This window comes from Serratia sp. P2ACOL2 (assembly GCF_003691565.1).
Classification (GTDB): Bacteria; Pseudomonadota; Gammaproteobacteria; order Enterobacterales; family Enterobacteriaceae; genus Serratia; species Serratia liquefaciens.
Map to the genome: position 1 here is coordinate 4,571,664 of NZ_CP033162.1, position 16,581 is coordinate 4,588,244.

Consider the following 16,581-nt stretch of genomic DNA (forward strand, 5'->3'; position numbering starts at 1 on the left):
CAGCATGCCTTCGTCTTATCGTCGCTTTCTAACCCTTGTTATCGCACTGATTATCGGCGTTGCCACCCCAGTGCTGGTCCAGGCCAGGCCCGATCTGGAACGTACCATTGGCACTACCGTTGCCGATAGCCTATCACCTGATTATCAATTCAGCGATCTGCGGCTCACATCCGCAGACGGTCAGCGTCGTTACCGTATCCGCATAGCGCAGCCACGCATTGCCCCACCGTCTGCCGGCTATCCGGTGATCTACTTTCTGGACGGTAACGCGGTATTAATGGAGCTGAATGCCCATTTGCTGGCTCAGCTTGCCGTACAAAAACAGCCACCGGTTCTGGTGCTACTCAGCTATGACAACGATCTGCGCATCGACTCCAGAGGCCGCAGTTACGACTACACACCGGCTTCGCAACAAGGTTCAGGAAAGCAGCCCCATGGCGGTGCAGACGCTTTCCTTAAACTGATCGAAACCCAGATTAAGCCTGCCGTGGCCGCTCAGGTCACCGTTAACCCGCAGCAGCAAACGCTGTGGGGGCACTCTTATGGTGGCCTTTTCGTTCTGCATACTCTGTTAACCCAACCTGCTACTTTCCAGAATTACATCGCGGTGGAACCTTCGCTGTGGTGGGGGAAAGGCTTTATCCTGCAAGAAGCGCAACGTGTTATGGATAGGCATCCGTCTTTGTCCGCCCATTTGCAGTTGTGGATCGGCGGTGCGGAGAAAATGCGTGAAGCCCCGCCGATTATCAGGCAGAGTCAGTTACCCGCAGATGCGGCTCATGGCCTGGCCACACGGCTGGCGACACTTGACGGACTTAAGGTTGACTATCGGGAATGGCCCGGTTTAGACCATGGGGCAATGTTCGGTGCGGCCATACCGCCGGCTTTGGAAGGCATAACCAAAGGCGAAGCGGCGGGTAAATAAGGGTTTAAAAGCGGGTTTCGGGAAAAGGCTGTACGCGGCGGCTCCCCTTTGGCAAGTTAGCTTGCTCTACCGGTGGAGCCTGAATAACTAATGTATTCCCTGGATGGGGCCCTGGTGAGGCACAATAGGAATAGATTGACTGAGCAGGACCAAAGGCTATTTATTACCGCGTATTACGTTATTTTCTGGCCCTGTCGCAGCTAATATAAACGCTTGAGCACATCACGGGAACGGGTGAAAACCACCCTTGTAATACATTATGAAAAGTGATAGTTAAACCGGTTGGGGCAGCCTCAGTTTTATTGCACTGCCAAATAATTATCACAGGGAATTATATTATAACGATGAATATCAATATTACCGACCAGCCAAATCCGAAAGACGAAGAGTTTGTGATTGACAGTCTTTGGGCCCATAACGCCAAAATCGAGCCCGTGGACATCCACCCTTTATTCCTGACCGTGACCGATGACGAAGGCGCAATCGTCGCCGGCTTGGTAGCCAGAACCTGGTGGGGCGGGCTTGAAGTGCAGTATCTTTGGGTCAGCGATCAATACCGTAAAAGCGGTTACGGCCGTCAACTGATGGTACAGGCCGAGGAAGAAGCCAAGAAACGCGGTTGCCACATGGCTTATGTCGATACTTTCGATTTTCAGGCCCGAGGCTTTTATGAAAAATTGGGCTATCAGGTTTACGGCAACTTAGGCGACTATGCCAAACAGCATACGCGTCACTACCTGGCGAAAAAGATTTAACCCAATTTCAGTCGGTGAGGTCAGAATGGATTCGCCCGATAAAAGTAATGAATTCTATTTGAAAGGCCTGATTGCCATGATGGAGCACTTAAGTGAGCCCTGGGGCATTAAGGACCTGGCATCCCGTCATCTTTACATGAACCGGGCCGCCTACCTCTATACCAACACGCCATTGAGCTTTGATATAGCCGGTAAGCGAGACGACGAGTTCCCCGCCGACTGGGCCGAATCTGCGGCCGATTTTGTAGAACATGACAAAATGACCGAAATCTCGCGGGATCGGGTCGCCGTAATAGAAACGCATTATTGGTACGGGAAAGACAGCCTGACACCGTTTATCAGCGAAAAACTGCCTATCTACAACGATAAGAAAGAAGTCTTCGGGGTAATGTGGAATGCCAAACCGCTTAACACCTTATCCCCGCTTAATTATATCAACCATCAAAAACCCAGCGTACTGACCACCGAAACCAACAGCACCATTTTTACCCGGGCTGAGCTTGACGTTATATTTTTAATGCTGCAACGGCTATCGGTGAAAGAAATCGCCAAAATATATAACATCAGCAATAAGACCATAGAAAATAGAATATATAACATTTATCAGAAATCTGATGTCCACACACAGCAGCAGTTTGAGGAGTTTTGCAAATATGCGCGGCTGGACAGCTACATTCCCGATCGCCTGATAGCTAAAGGCATCCAGTTTATTTAAATAGCAAGGAATACCTCACCGTGATCAAAATCGAAGACTACCCGTTAACCCGGGTACCTCAGGATAAAAGAGTCTCGTTTCTAAGCGTGGCCATAGTGCATATGGGCATGTTGACCGCACTGGATCAGTTTATGCTGGGTGCCGTATTGGGCCATTCCATGACGCTGCTCGATGCATTTACCGCAATTTTCATCGGCAGCCTGATTTTTGGCGTAGTGACCTATGGCCTTGGCCTGGCGGGCATGCGTGAAGGGATCTCCGGCAGCCTGCTGGCCCGTTGGTGCGGCTTTGGTCGGCTGGGCTCGGTGTTGATCGGGGTGGTGGTCGCCGTCAGCCTGCTGGGCTGGTTTGGCATTCAAAACGCCATCTTCGCCAAGTCGCTGGATTTTGCTCTGGGGAACAAGCTGGGCTTTGGCCTGGCGGCCGGCCTGTCCGGCACCCTGCTGACCATTCTGGTGGCCTTCGGCTTCAAGGCGCTGCGCATCGCCGCCAGGATTGCGGTACCGATGTTTATTATGCTGGTGGCCTATATCTCCATCATCACCCTCACCGGCCACAATCTGCCTGAAATTATCCAATTGGTGCCACCAGGCGAACCGCTGTCGATCAGCGCCGGTATCACTATCGTGGTCGGCGGTGCGATTGTCGCCAGCCTGATGACGCCCGATCTGACGCGCTACTCCCAGAACGGCAAGCATGTTTTCGGCGTAACCATTTTTACCATTATCGCCGGGGAATTCGTGGTTAACGGCCTGGCGATACTGATCGCCAAAACCTTGGGCACGGCGGATGTGGTCACCATCATGTCACAGGTCGCCGGTGGTGCAGGCCTGCTGGTCGTGGTGTTCTCTACCCTCAGGGTTAACGACCTCAACCTGTATTCCTCTTCGCTAGGCATCGTTAACGCCGTCGAAGGCATGACGGGCAAAAGACTGAAGTACACCGCCACCACGCTGGTGATCGGCGTGCTGGGCACCACATTATCGGTGCTGGGGATCCTCGACCGCTTCGTCGACTTCCTGACGGTGCTTGGCGTGGTGTTCCCGCCGATTATCGGCGTCATGCTGGTGGATTATTATCTGCTGCGCACCCACCGTAAAATTCTCGACGAGAGCCGTCGCGAAGGGAAATTGCCGGACCAGACGCCGACTATCGGCTGGGCGGCGATCATTGCCAGCATCGTCGGCAGCATCGTCGGGTTGGTAACCGAGTGGGGCGTGCCGACCATCAACTCACTGCTGGCCGCCAGCCTGATCTATTGGGTATTTAAGTTGGCCATGAGCCGTTCCCTGAAGCCGGCGCCGGCGCAAAGCTGATTGATATCCCTGCTCTCCCGCTCTGGGAAGTGGGGATAATCGGAACAGAAAGGGTGTTCGGTGATATTGCCGCAGCCTCTTTTTGGCGCAACAACAAATTGATATCGGTCGGCTAAAAGCCGACTGGCATCAATACGAAAGCGGGTTTTTTACTGCGGTGCTAAAACTGAAGACGTAGTGGGGATCCCTGGTGTCGGTAGCTAAAACATCCTTTAATACCCAGAGAATGGAAACGCCTCCCTCCCCGAGCTTTTTATTATAGAAGTTGTCAGACAATCGTTTATTAACCGTTTTGATCGTCAAGAAACACTTCAGTGTGGGTGAACATTAGCTCACGGAAACCACTATGGTCAACACAAAAGTAGACACAAAACTCACTTTTGTGTCTACTTTTCCCAGTCTTAAACCTAACCAATTGATTTATATTTAATTACCTTTGTTTTACATTTTACTCATCATGATAAAAGCATCAGCTGGTATGATACGTGAGAGATCAAAGCCCATTTCCAATGATTAATCAGCCGGTTACCGCCCCTACCTCAGCGTCAGTTCTGGACAATGTCGGCGCGTGCGATATAGTAATGCCGGCCAGAATATTGTAAGGAATGCTTATGAAGACCACTAACGCGCAGCGCAAAATCAACATCATTAAGAATATTGAATATCTGATGCGCACCCGGGGCGAAACTAAAGCATCCTTCTCTAACCGCACTGGCCTGACGCGTACCACCATCTATAAAATTCTCGACGGCCGGGTTAACAACGTGCAGCAGGCCACCGTCAACCGGATTTCAGATTTCTTTGGCGTTTCCTGTGAAGAGATCGAAGATTATGATCTGGCCAAGCTGGAACTGCTCAATGAAACGCTCTCTACCGAAGGCAATAAAAACCCTTCCGCAGTGCCCGTTATTCCTCAGTCGCGTTTTTTAGCAGTTGCCGGTTGGAAAGTCGGCCAACTGGTGACGGAGTTCCCTTTGACTTATTTCTTCGGCGATGAGTCAAATATGGTAGCAATGAAAATAGAGACCGAAATAAAAGGTTCATTTATTCCAGGCGAGGTGATTATTATAAAACGCCCGCCGGTGCTGGTTTGCGATTCGCCTTTATTGTATCACTCGGGAAAAAATGGCTTCTTTGTGGTTAACGACAAAGAAGATTACTGCATGGAAAAAAATCATCAGGATACCGTGCAATTCCTGGGTTATATCTTTGGAGAACGGCTATAAATGGAACCGAATCAAAAGTTCAAGCTATTGGGCTTTACCCGGCATGGCACCCTCGCCGCCAATGTCATGATATTGGCCACCGGCAAAACCATCACCATGGGGCTCAATGAGCTGGCCGACAGCGAAATATCGGAAGATCTGAGCCGGCATGAGCTGCAGGCGCTGTACCGCAAAATCTACGGTAACAATCAGCAGCAAACCGCCTATGAGCTCAGCGATCGCCATGAACGATCGTGGTACGCCTATCTGATCATTACCGTCGCACTCAGCGTGATTTATATCTTCTCAACCCTGTGTGGCGTCAAACCGATTCAAATTCCCGCATTGAACCTCATCACTCCTCCGGCGATTTTTATTTACCCCCTCACCTTTATCCTGGTGGATATTCTGAACGAGTTTTACGGGCTGCGACTGGCCAGGCGCACCATCATCATCTCGTTTATGGCAAACCTGATTTTCGTGCTGGGCGTCTGGGTCACCACCTTGGTACCCAGTATTCCGCAGTGGGAGTTCAGCAAGACCTATGACGGCATCGTCCACAGCATCATGGCGGTCCTGGTGGCGTCGTCTGCGGCCTATTTAATCTCCGAGAACGTCAACTCTTACCTGCTGTGCAAAATCAAAGAGCTGACCAACTCCCGCTACCTGTTTGTGCGCGTGATCACCAGCACCGTGGTCGCCTCGGCCATCGACAGCGTGGTGTTTTGCACGCTGGCGTTCTACAACGTTCTGAGCTGGGATATCATCAAGACCATGATCCTGTCACAATTCTTGATCAAGGTGGTCTACGCCCTGGTGGGTGTCGGGCCGATTTACGCCGCTCGCAGCCTGTTTAACCGCTATATCAATACCGATCATGCAAGGAGCAATGAATATGCATATCAAAAAACAAGATAAAATCACCCATCTTGGCGCAAACTCCGATTATCCGGACCAGTACGCTCCCGAATTGCTCGAGGCCCTGCCACGCTCACGCGGTCGGGATCTGATCGGTGTAGATGAACAAAACCTGCCGTTCAGCGGCTTTGATCTGTGGACCGCCTTCGAGCTTTCCTGGCTCAACGCCAAAGGCAAGCCGGTGGTGGGCATTGGTGAATTCACCCTGCCCCATTCTTCCACCAACCTGATCGAGTCCAAGTCATTCAAACTTTATCTCAACAGCTTTAACCAGACGCGCTTCGACAGCGTGGAACAGGTGAGTTCCGCGATGCAAAAAGACCTGTCGCAAGCGGCAAACGGCCAGGTTGGGGTTAAGCTCTATCCGGGTCTGGACGGATATTCGCCGCAGATCGATAGCCTGCCAGGCATCAATATCGACGATCTGGATATTGCCGTCGATGATTTCGACTTTAAGCCGGAATATCTGCACGGTGCAGCAGACCAACATGGGGACATCGTGACCGAAACCCTGTCGTCCAACCTGCTGAAATCCAACTGTCTGGTCACCAACCAGCCGGACTGGGGCAGCGTGGTGATCCACTATCAGGGCCGGAAAATCGATCGTGAGCGCCTGCTGCGCTACCTGATCTCCTTCCGCCAGCATAACGAGTTCCACGAGCAGTGTGTCGAGCGCATTTTCAACGACATCAAGCAAAGCTGCCAACCGGAAAAGCTCAGCGTTTTTGCCCGCTATACCCGCCGCGGCGGCCTGGACATCAACCCGTTCCGCAGCGACTTCGAAACGGCGCCAACCCTCGGTCGTCTGATCCGACAATAAGCTTCCCCATCAATGCCCCCATGCGGGGCATTCAGGTTGTTGACAAAGGGGGATAAAAGCGTGGTTTTTCCCCCTTTGTGTGTTGCCAGCCGAAAATCAATAAATTGATTTTCCTGATTTATTTTCAAAACCTTTAACGCCAGCTGACAAACATTATATGTTTGTCAGCTGTCTCAATGCCCCCTGCGGGGTATTATTTTTCCCCTGTTCATCTCCTTGTTATTTTTCGCTATTACCGTCGTTAGCAACTATCTTCAAAGCAAACCTCAGGGAGTTTAACGACGCATGCCTGACTTTTCGCGCAGAGAAATACTGCGGGCTGCCGCCATCGGATCGGCTTTTTCACTGTTACCCGCGTCGATCCGCAAAGCCTTGGCGATCCCAGCCAATAACCGCACCGGCACCATCAACGATGTCGAACACGTGGTGATCCTGATGCAGGAAAACCGTTCCTTCGACCATTACTTCGGCACGCTGCCCGGCGTACGCGGCTTTAGCGATCGCATAACCATTCCTTTGCCCGACAACCGTCACGTCTGGCAACAGCAAGGGGAAGATCGACTGGTGCTGCCTTACCATCTGGACAGCAAACGTGGCAATGCCCAGCGGGTGAGCGGCACGCCGCACTCGTGGGTGGATGAGCAAGCTGCCTGGGACAGCGGCCGCATGAGCGCCTGGCCAACCTACAAAACGCCGACCTCGATGGGTTATTACCGTCGGCATGAGCTGCCCTTCCAGTTTGCCCTGGCCGAAACCTTCACCCTGTGCGACGCCTATCATTGCTCGATCCACGCCGGCACTAACACCAATCGCTTGTTCCACTGGACCGGCACTAACGGCCCGACGGCAGCCGAGGTCGCCGTAGTGGTCAACGAATGGGACAGCCCAGGCCCACCCGACGTAGGCTACCAATGGCAAACCTATCCCGAACGGCTGGAAGCCAGCGGCGTCAGTTGGAAGCTCTACCAGTTTTTACCGGATAACTTCACCGACAACCCTTTGGCGGGGTTCCGTCAGTACCGTGCGGCCAGCGTGAAAGTGGGCAATCCGGCGCAGCCGCCGAAGGACTTTACTGCCTTTGTCCCCTACCGCGACAAGCTGAACGCCCAAGCGCCGTTATACAAAGGCAATGGCAATACGCTGCCGGCGGCGGACGGCAACGATTTAGAGGCCATGTTGGCCGGTTTCCGCGCCGACGTGCAGCAAGGCAAATTGCCGCAGGTAAGCTGGATCATCGCTCCGGCGGCCTACTCGGAACACCCCGGGCCTTCCAGCCCGGTGCAGGGTGGGTGGTTTACCCAGGAGATCCTCAATGCGCTGACGGAGAATCCCGAGGTGTGGAGTAAAACCGTGCTGCTGGTCAATTACGACGAGAACGACGGCTTCTTCGATCATATGCCGTCGCCCTCCGCACCGTCACTGCGTGAAGATGGCACCTTCGCCGGTAAATCGACGGTGCCGTTCGACAGTGAAATCTTTCAGCATGTCGCCCCGCCAGGCTCACAGGAACAACCGCCGCCGGACGGCCGCATCTATGGCCCCGGCCCGCGTGTGCCCATGCTGGTGCTGTCGCCCTGGAGCCGCGGTGGCTGGGTTAATTCACAGGTGTTCGACCACACTTCAGTGCTGCAATTTCTCGAGAAGCGCTTCCAGGTACACGAACCCAATATCAGCGCCTGGCGACGCGCGGTATGTGGCGATCTCACTTCGGCCTTCAACTTTGTCGATCCCAACGGGGAAACCTTGCCCAATCTGCCCGCCACCAGCCGCCATTCCGCCGACAGCCTGCGCCAGCGGCAGGAGCAATTGCCGCAGGTGCCTCTGCCTGCAGCAGACAAACAACAGTTGCCGCATCAGGCACGGCTGGCACGCCCATCACGCGCCCTGCCTTACCAATTGCATGTTGAAGAAACTCTCTCCCCCGGCCAGCAATTACTGACGCTCAACCTGTACAACACCGGGGCACAGGGGGTGGTATTTCACGTTTACGACCGGTTGGATTTGAACCAGATCCCACGGCGCTATACCGTCGAGGCCGGCAAAGCGCTCAGCGATAACTGGTCCGTGACGGATCAGTATCACCTGTGGCTGCTGGGCCCGAACGGCTTTCATCGTGAACTGCGCGGCGCCATTGGGCAACCGCAGCCGCAAGTCCGCCTGACGCCGCAAGGCGACCACTTGTCATTAACCCTCACTAACCCCGCCCGCCAGGCTATAACCGTGACTATCGCCCGCTGCCCTTATACGCAAAACGGCCCCTGGTCGATTGAGCTGCCGGCAGGAGAGCGCCACCAGCAGGCCTTTGACGCCAGGGCCAGCGGAGGTTGGTACGATATTTCACTGCAGGCTTCTGACGGTTGGCAACGCCGCATGGCCGGGCGGCTAGAAAGCGGCGAGCACAGCGTCAGCGATCCGCTAATGGGCAAAGCCTAAGATATCCGCACGGGGGTGTTCAAAAAGCGAAAGGATATGGATTATCATTAGCCTCTTTATTCAACACCCCATGCCCAAGGATCTCCATGCCTGCCGTTCTTATTGCCAAAGCCAGCCGTTGGCTGGCCGCCTGCGCCCTGCTGATGGTCAGCGCCGTACAGGCCGCACCGATCGTCGTCACCGATGTCGCGGGTCGAGAAGTCACCCTGCAGCAGCCCGCCCAACGGGTGATCCTGGCCGATGCCCGCGCGCTGCTGGCACTGAATATCCTGCATCCGCAGGAGCCGTTGAAAAATATCATCGCCTGGGATAACTCGCTGAAGGTGAAGGCACCGGATCTGGTGGAGGCCTACGCGAAAAAATTCCCGCAGGTGATGCAGATCCCCACCTTCGATAATCCTTACGTCAGCGATTTCAGCGTAGAAAGCGCCGTTGTCCGTAAGCCGGATCTGATCATTTTCGACATCGGCCTGCTGAGCAAGCTGAAGGACAGCGGCGTGCTGGCCCAGTTGGAAAAAATCGGCATCCCGGTACTGATTATCGACTTCCGTCAGCAGCCGCTGACCAACACCGTCGCCAGCATGCAACTGTTGGGCAAGGTGTTTGACGAGCAGCAAAATGCCGACGCCTTTATCCAGCTCTACCAGCAACGTCTGGATCTGGTACGCCAGCGGGTGGCTACGCTGAAGCCGGAACAGCGCCCCAGCGTGTTTATCGAACGCAGCGCCGGCATGAAAGGCGAGCAGTGCTGCAACACCTTCGGCAAGGGCAGCTTTGGCCAATTTATCGATACCGCCGGCGGCAACAACATCGGCAGCAAACTGTTCCCGGAAATGGGCGGTGAGGTGAACGTGGAACAGATGATCGCCAGCAACCCGGATTTCTATCTGATGACCGGCGCCGACTGGAGCCGCGGTCATAAAGGTACATTGGCGGTTCCCTTGGGCTATGCCACCGATACCGCCACCACAGAGAAAAAGCTGGCGGTACTGATGAACCGCACCGGCCTCAACGTGCTGAAGGCGGTAAAGGAAAAACGCGTGATGGCGATTTACCACCAGTTCTATGACACGCCGCTGAATTTTATTGCGGTCGAGGCCATCGCCAAATTCCTGCATCCGGACTTATTTAAAGATATTGATCCGCAAGCGGATATTGAAATGGTGCACCATAAATTCACGGCGCTGGATTACAGCGGCGTGTTTTGGGTCACCGCAAAATAACCCCCGCTCGGGGCCCGCCGGCCGGGCTCCGACACCTTTCCACACCGCTTGCTTACCGGTTGAATTATTCCGCAACAAAGCTATTTACTTGCCAATAATTATCATTAAGATTGTCATTTCTAAAAAAACACATCCGGGTTCGAAACTTTTAAGGCATTATTATGTCAATTCTTTTTCGTCTTTCGCTGTTGGCTGCTTCCGTTGCCATGGCGCTGCCAGTCCTTGCTGCTGATAATAAATCTCAAAATGATGCGCCTGCCGACAATATTACCGTCGTCGGCAACTGGCTGGATAACCCGGATACCAGTTCGGTGTTGCTCAACCACCCCGGCGCACGTTCCATCGTGACCGAACAACAAATGCATGAACAAGGCGACCAGACCATTGCCGATACCCTGCGCGGCGTGCCTGGCGTACAGGTGCGCGACAGCAACGGTACCGGCGGCAGCGACATTTCGCTCAACGTCGGCGTACGTGGCCTGACTTCTCGTCTTTCACCTCGCTCCACCATTTTGATGGACGGCGTCCCCTTGGCGGTCGCGCCTTACGGCCAGCCGCAGCTGTCGATGGCACCGCTGTCGATTGGCAGCCTGCAATCGGTTGACGTGGTGCGCGGCGGTGGCGCGGTACGTTACGGGCCGCAAAACGTTGGCGGCGTAATTAACTTCGCCACCAAGGACATCCCGAAAACCTTCGGCGGCGCGGCCAGCGTCCAGACCCAGGGCGCCAGCCACGGCGGCCTGAAAACCCTGACCAGCACCTCGCTCGGCGGCACCGCCGACAACGGCTTCGGCGCAGAGCTGCTGTATTCCGGCCTGCACGGCCAGGGCTATCGCGACAACAACGACAATACCGACATCGACGATTTCATGCTGAAAACGCGCTATGCGTTTACCGATCGTGATGAGTTGCTGGCCAATTTCCACTATTACGACGCAAAATCCGGCATGCCGGGCGGGCTGAGCAGCGCGCAGTATGCGCAAAACCCGTTCCAGTCGACCCGCCCATGGGATCAGTTCGAAGGCCGCCGCAAGGATATGTCGTTCAAATATAAGCACCAGGAAGACGACAAGCAGTTCGAAGTGCTGACCTATTTCACCGACAGCTATCGCGGCAGCAGCATCGAATCGGAAGGCACCGGTAAAAACGCCGGGATGAAGCGTATGGTGTCTTACCCGCGCCACTACTCCACCTGGGCGATTGAACCCAGCTACTCGCAGGTCTTCCGTTTCTGGGACATGGCGCACGAGATCACCCTCGGTTATCGCTACCTGAACGAAACCATGGATGAAAAAGCGTCCCGTTCTGCCTGGTACAACCCGGCAGATATCGGTTCTACGCCGGAAACGCCGGATTACTATCAGCACACCTCCGGCGGCACCGCAGCCCACGCGCTGTACATAGACGACACCATCAACGTCGGCAACTGGACGGTTACGCCGGGCCTGCGCTATGAAAGCATCCGCACCCATGTAGACGATTCGTTCAACAATATCAGCCGCGAGAAGAGCTACAGCGAACCGCTGCCGTCACTGAATGTCATGTACCACATGTCCGACGCCTGGAAGCTGTTCGCCAACGCCAACACCTCGTTCGGCAGCATGCAGTACTTCCAGTTGACCAAGGGCGGCAACGGCAACCAACCCGCACCGGGCCTGACGGCGGAAAAAGCCCATACCTATGAGTTCGGTACCCGTTACGACGACACCATCGTCAAAGCCGAAGCCACGCTGTTCTATATCGATTTCGATAACCAGCTGCAGTACATCAGCAACGACGTCGGCTGGACCAACATGGGCGCCACCAAGCACAAGGGTATCGAGCTGGCGCTCAGCTACGATCTCAGCGAACTGAACCGCGCGCTGGATGGCGTAAGCGTCTACACCAGCTACACCTATACCAAAGCCAGCACCGACAAGGGCGACTTCGCCGGTAAGGATCTGCCGTTCTATTCACGCCAGGTGTATACCGTCGGCACCCGCTACGCCACCGGCAGTTGGGTGTGGAATCTGGACAGCTATGCCCAGTCCAGGCAGCACTCGCCGGGCACCGGGCCGGATTACGTCACGCAGGAAAGCGCCGACGGCCAGTTTGGCAACATCGCCGGGTATATGGTGTGGAATATGCGTGGGGAGTATAACTTCGGGCCGCAGCTGTCGAACCTGACGCTGGGTGCCGGGGTGAAAAACCTGTTCGATCAGCGCTACTTCACCCGCTCCAACGACAACAACTTCGGCAAATACGTCGGTGAACCGCGCACCTTCTTCGTGCAGGGTTCCGTGGCGTTCTAATCATCAGCGCCCTCTTCGGGGGGCGCTAATCTCAGCGACAGTGCAAACGAAACAGGCGCGCCAGGTGTGCGCCCATCGGCGTCAGCGTGGTATCCTTACGCTGAATCAGATAAAACGTCGCCTTAGGTAAGCTTTCTTCCAGTGCCAGCGGTACCAGATGCTTACCCAGTATTGGATCAGAGATCACATCTACCGATAAAATACTGACGAAATCACTTTGCGCCACCAGGCTGGTGCAGGCCATAAACGTCTCGCAGGTCACGCTGATTGACGGCGCCATTCCCAAATCCCCGAACAAATCGTGCAGCAGGCGGTAGTAGCTGCCTTTGGGCGTCGGCATGGTCCAGTCGCAGTGTTGCAGCTGTTTCAGGGACGTCGCCCCTTCCATCGGATGCCCCTTGCGCACCACCACCTTGTACTCTTTTTCCATCAGCCGTTCGTACTGTAATTCATTGTCCAGGCTGCTGGGGTAATAGGTATTGACGGTAAAATCCAGCTCACCCTGGCGCAGTTCCGGGATCATCGACACCAGCTGTCCTTCGACAATCCGTACTTTGACCTTCGGGTATTCACGATGAAACTGGGTGATAACCTGCGGCATGACGGTGCGCGCAATGCTACCGCCTACGCCGATATTCACCGAACCACCCGCCAGCCCCAGCCGTTGCTGAATATCCTCCTGCGCCACCCGCAGCTCTTCGAGGATCAGGCTGGCATGCTGGAAAAAGTTATCGCCGCAGTCGGTCAGCACCACGCCCTGGCTGCGGCGAATAAACAGCTTGGCCCCCAGCACCTGCTCCAGCTCCTGAATAGACTTGGTTAACGCAGGCTGGGAAAGGCGTGAAGTGCGGCTGGCGGCGCGGATGCTGCCCTGACGACTGACTTCTACAAACGCACGTAATTGGTGCAATTTTATTGAGGCTGGCATAGGAAAATGGCGATAACCGTTGTTTATCAATAGCAAGATATTGGCATCTTATTTAGCCTGATTCCATTGTGTACATTCGAAAAAAATAGAATATATAACCAAATTCTTATTTCGCTTAATTAAGCGCATTTTCTGCGCCGATAAGCGCTATTCACGGCAGTTAGTCACTAAATACGTCTTTTTTTCATTAAATAGCATCACCGTCTGATTTGGTTCAGCGCACCACTGCTGCCCGGCATTTGCCTGGGCGCGATAACTTATGAGATATCAAAATGAATAATACGCTTTCGATGTTGGTGACCGATCTGTACCCACAGCTGCAGGCCTGGCGGCGTGACTTTCACCGCTACGCCGAGTCCGGCTGGTTTGAGTTCCGCACCGCTACCCTGGTGGCGGAAGAGCTGGATCGGCTGGGCTACCGCCTGCAACTGGGCCGTGAAGTGATTAACGCCGACGCCCGCATGGGGTTGCCGTCGGCCGAGGCTCTGCAGGCTCAGGAGCAGCGCGCCCGCGAGCAGGGTGCGCTGGAAAAATGGCTGCCACATTTTTCCGGCGGTTTCGCCGGTATTGTCGCCACGCTGGACACCGGCCGCCCCGGGCCGGTGATCGCCTATCGCGTTGACATGGACGCGCTCGATCTCAACGAAAAGCTGCAGCCGGATCACCTGCCGTTTCGCGAAGGTTTTGCCTCCTGCAACAGCGGCATGATGCATGCATGCGGTCACGATGGCCACACCACCATCGGCCTGGGACTGGCACACGTTTTCAAAAGCCTGGAGCCTCAGCTCAACGGCACCATCAAACTGATTTTCCAACCGGCGGAGGAAGGCACCCGCGGCGCAAAATCCATGGTGGAAGCCGGCGTAGTGGACGACGTTGATTTCTTCACTGCGGTGCATATCGGCACCGGCGTACCGGCCGGCGAACTGGTGTGCGGCAGCGACAGCTTTATGGCGACCAGCAAACTCGACGTCACCTACCGTGGCGTGGCCGCCCATGCGGGGGCCAAACCGGAAGATGGCCGCAATGCGCTGCTGGCGGCGGCACAGGCCACGCTGGGGCTGTACGCCATTCCACGCCACAGCGAAGGCAGCTCGCGCATCAACGTCGGTGTGCTGCAGGCAGGGACCGGTCGTAATGTGATCGCCGACCACGCATTTATGAAAGTAGAAACTCGCGGCGCCACCAATGCCATCAACGAATTTGTCTACCAGCAGGCACTGAACGTGATTGAGGGCGCGGCAAAAATGCACGGCGTTGAGTGCGATATCGCACTGATGGGCGCGGCGCAGAGCAGCAAACCGACCCAGCCGTGGGTGGACTACATTCACCGACAGGCGCAGGGCATTGCCGAACTGAGTTCGGTGGTCGACCGCCGCGAGCAGGCCGCCGGTTCAGAAGACGCAACCTACATGATGGAACGGGTGAAATCGCACGGTGGACAGGCCTCGTACGTGATCTTCGGCACCGAGCTGAGCGCCGGGCACCACAATGAGAAGTTTGATTTTAACGAACAGGTCATGGCGGTGGCAGTGAAAACGCTGGCGTCGCTGGCGCTTAACCTGCCTACTTTTGGGAGCCAAGCATGAGCCATCCACAGCTGCTGAAGTTTATCCATCACTACATTGACCAACACCAGCCGCGTTTTAGCGCACTGAGCGACAGCATCTGGGATCACCCGGAAACACGCTTTACCGAAACCTATTCCGCCAATTTGCTGGCCGATGCGCTGGAGCAAGAAGGTTTTACGCTTGAACGCGGCGTCGGTGGCATTGAAACCGCATTTATCGCCAGCTATGGCAGCGGCCAGCCGGTGATCGCCCTGCTGGGCGAGTACGACGCCCTTGCCGGATTAAGCCAACGGTCAGGCTGCGCCACGCCGCAACCGCTGGTCGAAAACGGGAACGGTCACGGCTGTGGTCACAACCTGTTGGGCACCGCCGCATTGGCGGGAGCCTTCGCGGTCAAAGCCTGGATGCAGCAACAGCACCTGACCGGCACCGTGCGTTTCTACGGCTGCCCTGGCGAAGAGGGCGGTTCCGGCAAAACCTTTATGGTACGCGAAGGGCTGTTCGATGATGTCGACGCCGCACTCACCTGGCACCCCGAAGGCTTCAGCGGCATGTTCAATACCAGCACCCTGGCCAATATTCAGGCGGCGTTTCAGTTCAAGGGGGTCGCCGCGCACGCCGCCAACTCACCCCACCTTGGCCGCAGCGCGCTGGATGCCGTGACATTGATGAACACCGGTGCCAACTTCCTGCGTGAGCACATCGTGCAGGAAGCGCGATTGCACTATGCAGTTACCAATACCGGCGGCAGTTCGCCCAATGTGGTGCAAGCCGACGCCGAAGTGCTGTATCTGATCCGCGCGCCGCAGCTCGATCAAGCGCAAGATATTTACCAGCGAGTGATCAACATCGCCAAGGGTGCAGCGCTAATGACCGACACCCAAATGACGGTACGTTTCGACAAGGCCTGCTCCAACTATGTGCCAAACCGCAGCCTGGAGCAGGTGATGTATCGCCACGTCTGTGACTTCGGTCTGCCGGAGTACAGCGAGGAGGAGCGCAGCTTCGCCACCGAGATCCGCCAAACGCTGAACAAGGACGACCTGCGTAATGCCAAGTTGAATATCGCCCGGACTGGCGGGGCGGCCGGCCGTGAATGGGTGCAAAACCTGGGCGACAAGGTACTGATGGATGAAGTCGCGCCTTATGTGGCCTCGGAAGATCTGCTGTACGGCTCCACCGACGTCGGCGACGTCAGTTGGGTGACGCCGACCGCTCAGTGCTTCAGCCCGTGCTTTGCGCTCGGCACCCCGCTGCACACCTGGCAACTGGTGGCGCAGGGCCGCACCTCTATCGCGCACAAGGGCATGTGCCTGGCGGGCAAGGTGATGGCGGCCACCGCCATCGACCTGTTGAGCGACAGCGCACTGCTGGCGGAGTGCCGCCGCGAGTTCGAACGCCAACGCACAGAACAGCCGTACAGTTGCCCAATCCCGCCAGGGGTTAACCCTTCGCCGTTAAAATAAAGACAGAACTGCGCA

Annotated in this window: 13 protein-coding genes; 12 read left to right on the forward strand and 1 reads right to left on the reverse strand. The window is 55.5% G+C overall.

All coding sequences use genetic code 11. The features are described from left to right. Window positions 1–4 precede the first annotated feature (4 nt). The 10 genes from EBA31_RS22075 (at window position 5) to EBA31_RS22120 (ending at window position 12,601) form a co-directional block, all read left to right on the forward strand. Window positions 5–925 carry an alpha/beta hydrolase gene (locus EBA31_RS22075; protein ID WP_122080224.1) on the forward strand — a complete coding sequence of 307 codons (921 nt, stop codon included), beginning with the start codon at window positions 5–7 and terminating at the stop codon, window positions 923–925. A 344-nt stretch (window positions 926–1,269) separates the two neighbouring features. Then, entirely contained in the window at window positions 1,270–1,680 is a 411-nt protein-coding gene (locus EBA31_RS22080; RefSeq protein ID WP_044553450.1) for a GNAT family N-acetyltransferase, read from the forward strand. 25 nt (window positions 1,681–1,705) lie between these two features. After that, the gene (locus EBA31_RS22085; protein ID WP_044553451.1) at window positions 1,706–2,395 is read left to right on the forward strand and encodes a PAS and helix-turn-helix domain-containing protein; all 690 of its coding nucleotides are present in this window, start codon (window positions 1,706–1,708) and stop codon (window positions 2,393–2,395) included. Window positions 2,396–2,415: 20 nt separating this feature from the next. Beyond that, the gene (locus EBA31_RS22090; protein WP_122080225.1) at window positions 2,416–3,711 is read left to right on the forward strand and encodes a cytosine permease; all 1,296 of its coding nucleotides are present in this window, start codon (window positions 2,416–2,418) and stop codon (window positions 3,709–3,711) included. A gap of 611 nt (window positions 3,712–4,322) precedes the next feature. Continuing rightward, window positions 4,323–4,937 carry a helix-turn-helix transcriptional regulator gene (locus EBA31_RS22095; protein WP_020828621.1) on the forward strand — a complete coding sequence of 205 codons (615 nt, stop codon included), beginning with the start codon at window positions 4,323–4,325 and terminating at the stop codon, window positions 4,935–4,937. After that, complete coding sequence (locus tag EBA31_RS22100; RefSeq protein WP_020828622.1) at window positions 4,938–5,834, forward strand: queuosine precursor transporter; 897 nt, start codon at window positions 4,938–4,940, stop codon at window positions 5,832–5,834. It begins immediately after the preceding gene. Beyond that, the gene (queF, locus tag EBA31_RS22105) at window positions 5,812–6,654 is read left to right on the forward strand and encodes an NADPH-dependent 7-cyano-7-deazaguanine reductase QueF (protein WP_122080226.1); all 843 of its coding nucleotides are present in this window, start codon (window positions 5,812–5,814) and stop codon (window positions 6,652–6,654) included. Before EBA31_RS22100 ends, queF begins: the two co-directional genes overlap by 23 nt. 285 nt (window positions 6,655–6,939) lie before the next feature. Beyond that, window positions 6,940–9,087 carry a phosphocholine-specific phospholipase C gene (locus EBA31_RS22110; protein ID WP_122080227.1) on the forward strand — a complete coding sequence of 716 codons (2,148 nt, stop codon included), beginning with the start codon at window positions 6,940–6,942 and terminating at the stop codon, window positions 9,085–9,087. Window positions 9,088–9,230: 143 nt separating this feature from the next. Then, entirely contained in the window at window positions 9,231–10,310 is a 1,080-nt protein-coding gene (locus tag EBA31_RS22115) for an ABC transporter substrate-binding protein (protein WP_369982364.1), read from the forward strand. A gap of 161 nt (window positions 10,311–10,471) precedes the next feature. Continuing rightward, window positions 10,472–12,601, forward strand: a complete 2,130-nt coding sequence (locus tag EBA31_RS22120) for a TonB-dependent siderophore receptor (protein WP_122080228.1) — start codon at window positions 10,472–10,474, stop codon at window positions 12,599–12,601. Window positions 12,602–12,632: 31 nt separating this feature from the next. On the opposite strand, the gene EBA31_RS22125 is transcribed toward EBA31_RS22120, so the two are convergent. Continuing rightward, entirely contained in the window at window positions 12,633–13,529 is an 897-nt protein-coding gene (locus EBA31_RS22125) for a LysR family transcriptional regulator (protein ID WP_041414962.1), read from the reverse strand. Between the two features lie 272 nt (window positions 13,530–13,801). On the opposite strand from EBA31_RS22125, the gene EBA31_RS22130 reads away from it, so the two are divergent. After that, window positions 13,802–15,118: a M20 family metallo-hydrolase gene (locus EBA31_RS22130; RefSeq protein WP_122080229.1), complete on the forward strand. Its 1,317-nt coding sequence runs from the start codon at window positions 13,802–13,804 to the stop codon at window positions 15,116–15,118. Further along, window positions 15,115–16,566 carry a M20 family metallopeptidase gene (locus tag EBA31_RS22135; RefSeq protein WP_122080230.1) on the forward strand — a complete coding sequence of 484 codons (1,452 nt, stop codon included), beginning with the start codon at window positions 15,115–15,117 and terminating at the stop codon, window positions 16,564–16,566. Before EBA31_RS22130 ends, EBA31_RS22135 begins: the two co-directional genes overlap by 4 nt. Window positions 16,567–16,581 lie beyond the last annotated feature (15 nt).

What these genes read in the sequence shown, in the direction of transcription:
- EBA31_RS22135 (WP_122080230.1), top strand. Translation starts at nt 15,115, where the DNA reads ATGAGCCATCCACAGCTGCTGAAGTTTATCCATCACTACATTGACCAA.
- EBA31_RS22125 (WP_041414962.1), bottom strand. Translation starts at nt 13,529, where the DNA reads ATGCCAGCCTCAATAAAATTGCACCAATTACGTGCGTTTGTAGAAGTC.
- EBA31_RS22115 (WP_369982364.1), top strand. Translation starts at nt 9,231, where the DNA reads ATGGTCAGCGCCGTACAGGCCGCACCGATCGTCGTCACCGATGTCGCG.
- EBA31_RS22080 (WP_044553450.1), top strand. Translation starts at nt 1,270, where the DNA reads ATGAATATCAATATTACCGACCAGCCAAATCCGAAAGACGAAGAGTTT.
- EBA31_RS22110 (WP_122080227.1), top strand. Translation starts at nt 6,940, where the DNA reads ATGCCTGACTTTTCGCGCAGAGAAATACTGCGGGCTGCCGCCATCGGA.
- EBA31_RS22095 (WP_020828621.1), top strand. Translation starts at nt 4,323, where the DNA reads ATGAAGACCACTAACGCGCAGCGCAAAATCAACATCATTAAGAATATT.
- EBA31_RS22120 (WP_122080228.1), top strand. Translation starts at nt 10,472, where the DNA reads ATGTCAATTCTTTTTCGTCTTTCGCTGTTGGCTGCTTCCGTTGCCATG.
- queF (WP_122080226.1), top strand. Translation starts at nt 5,812, where the DNA reads ATGCATATCAAAAAACAAGATAAAATCACCCATCTTGGCGCAAACTCC.
- EBA31_RS22100 (WP_020828622.1), top strand. Translation starts at nt 4,938, where the DNA reads ATGGAACCGAATCAAAAGTTCAAGCTATTGGGCTTTACCCGGCATGGC.
- EBA31_RS22075 (WP_122080224.1), top strand. Translation starts at nt 5, where the DNA reads ATGCCTTCGTCTTATCGTCGCTTTCTAACCCTTGTTATCGCACTGATT.
- EBA31_RS22085 (WP_044553451.1), top strand. Translation starts at nt 1,706, where the DNA reads ATGGATTCGCCCGATAAAAGTAATGAATTCTATTTGAAAGGCCTGATT.
- EBA31_RS22130 (WP_122080229.1), top strand. Translation starts at nt 13,802, where the DNA reads ATGAATAATACGCTTTCGATGTTGGTGACCGATCTGTACCCACAGCTG.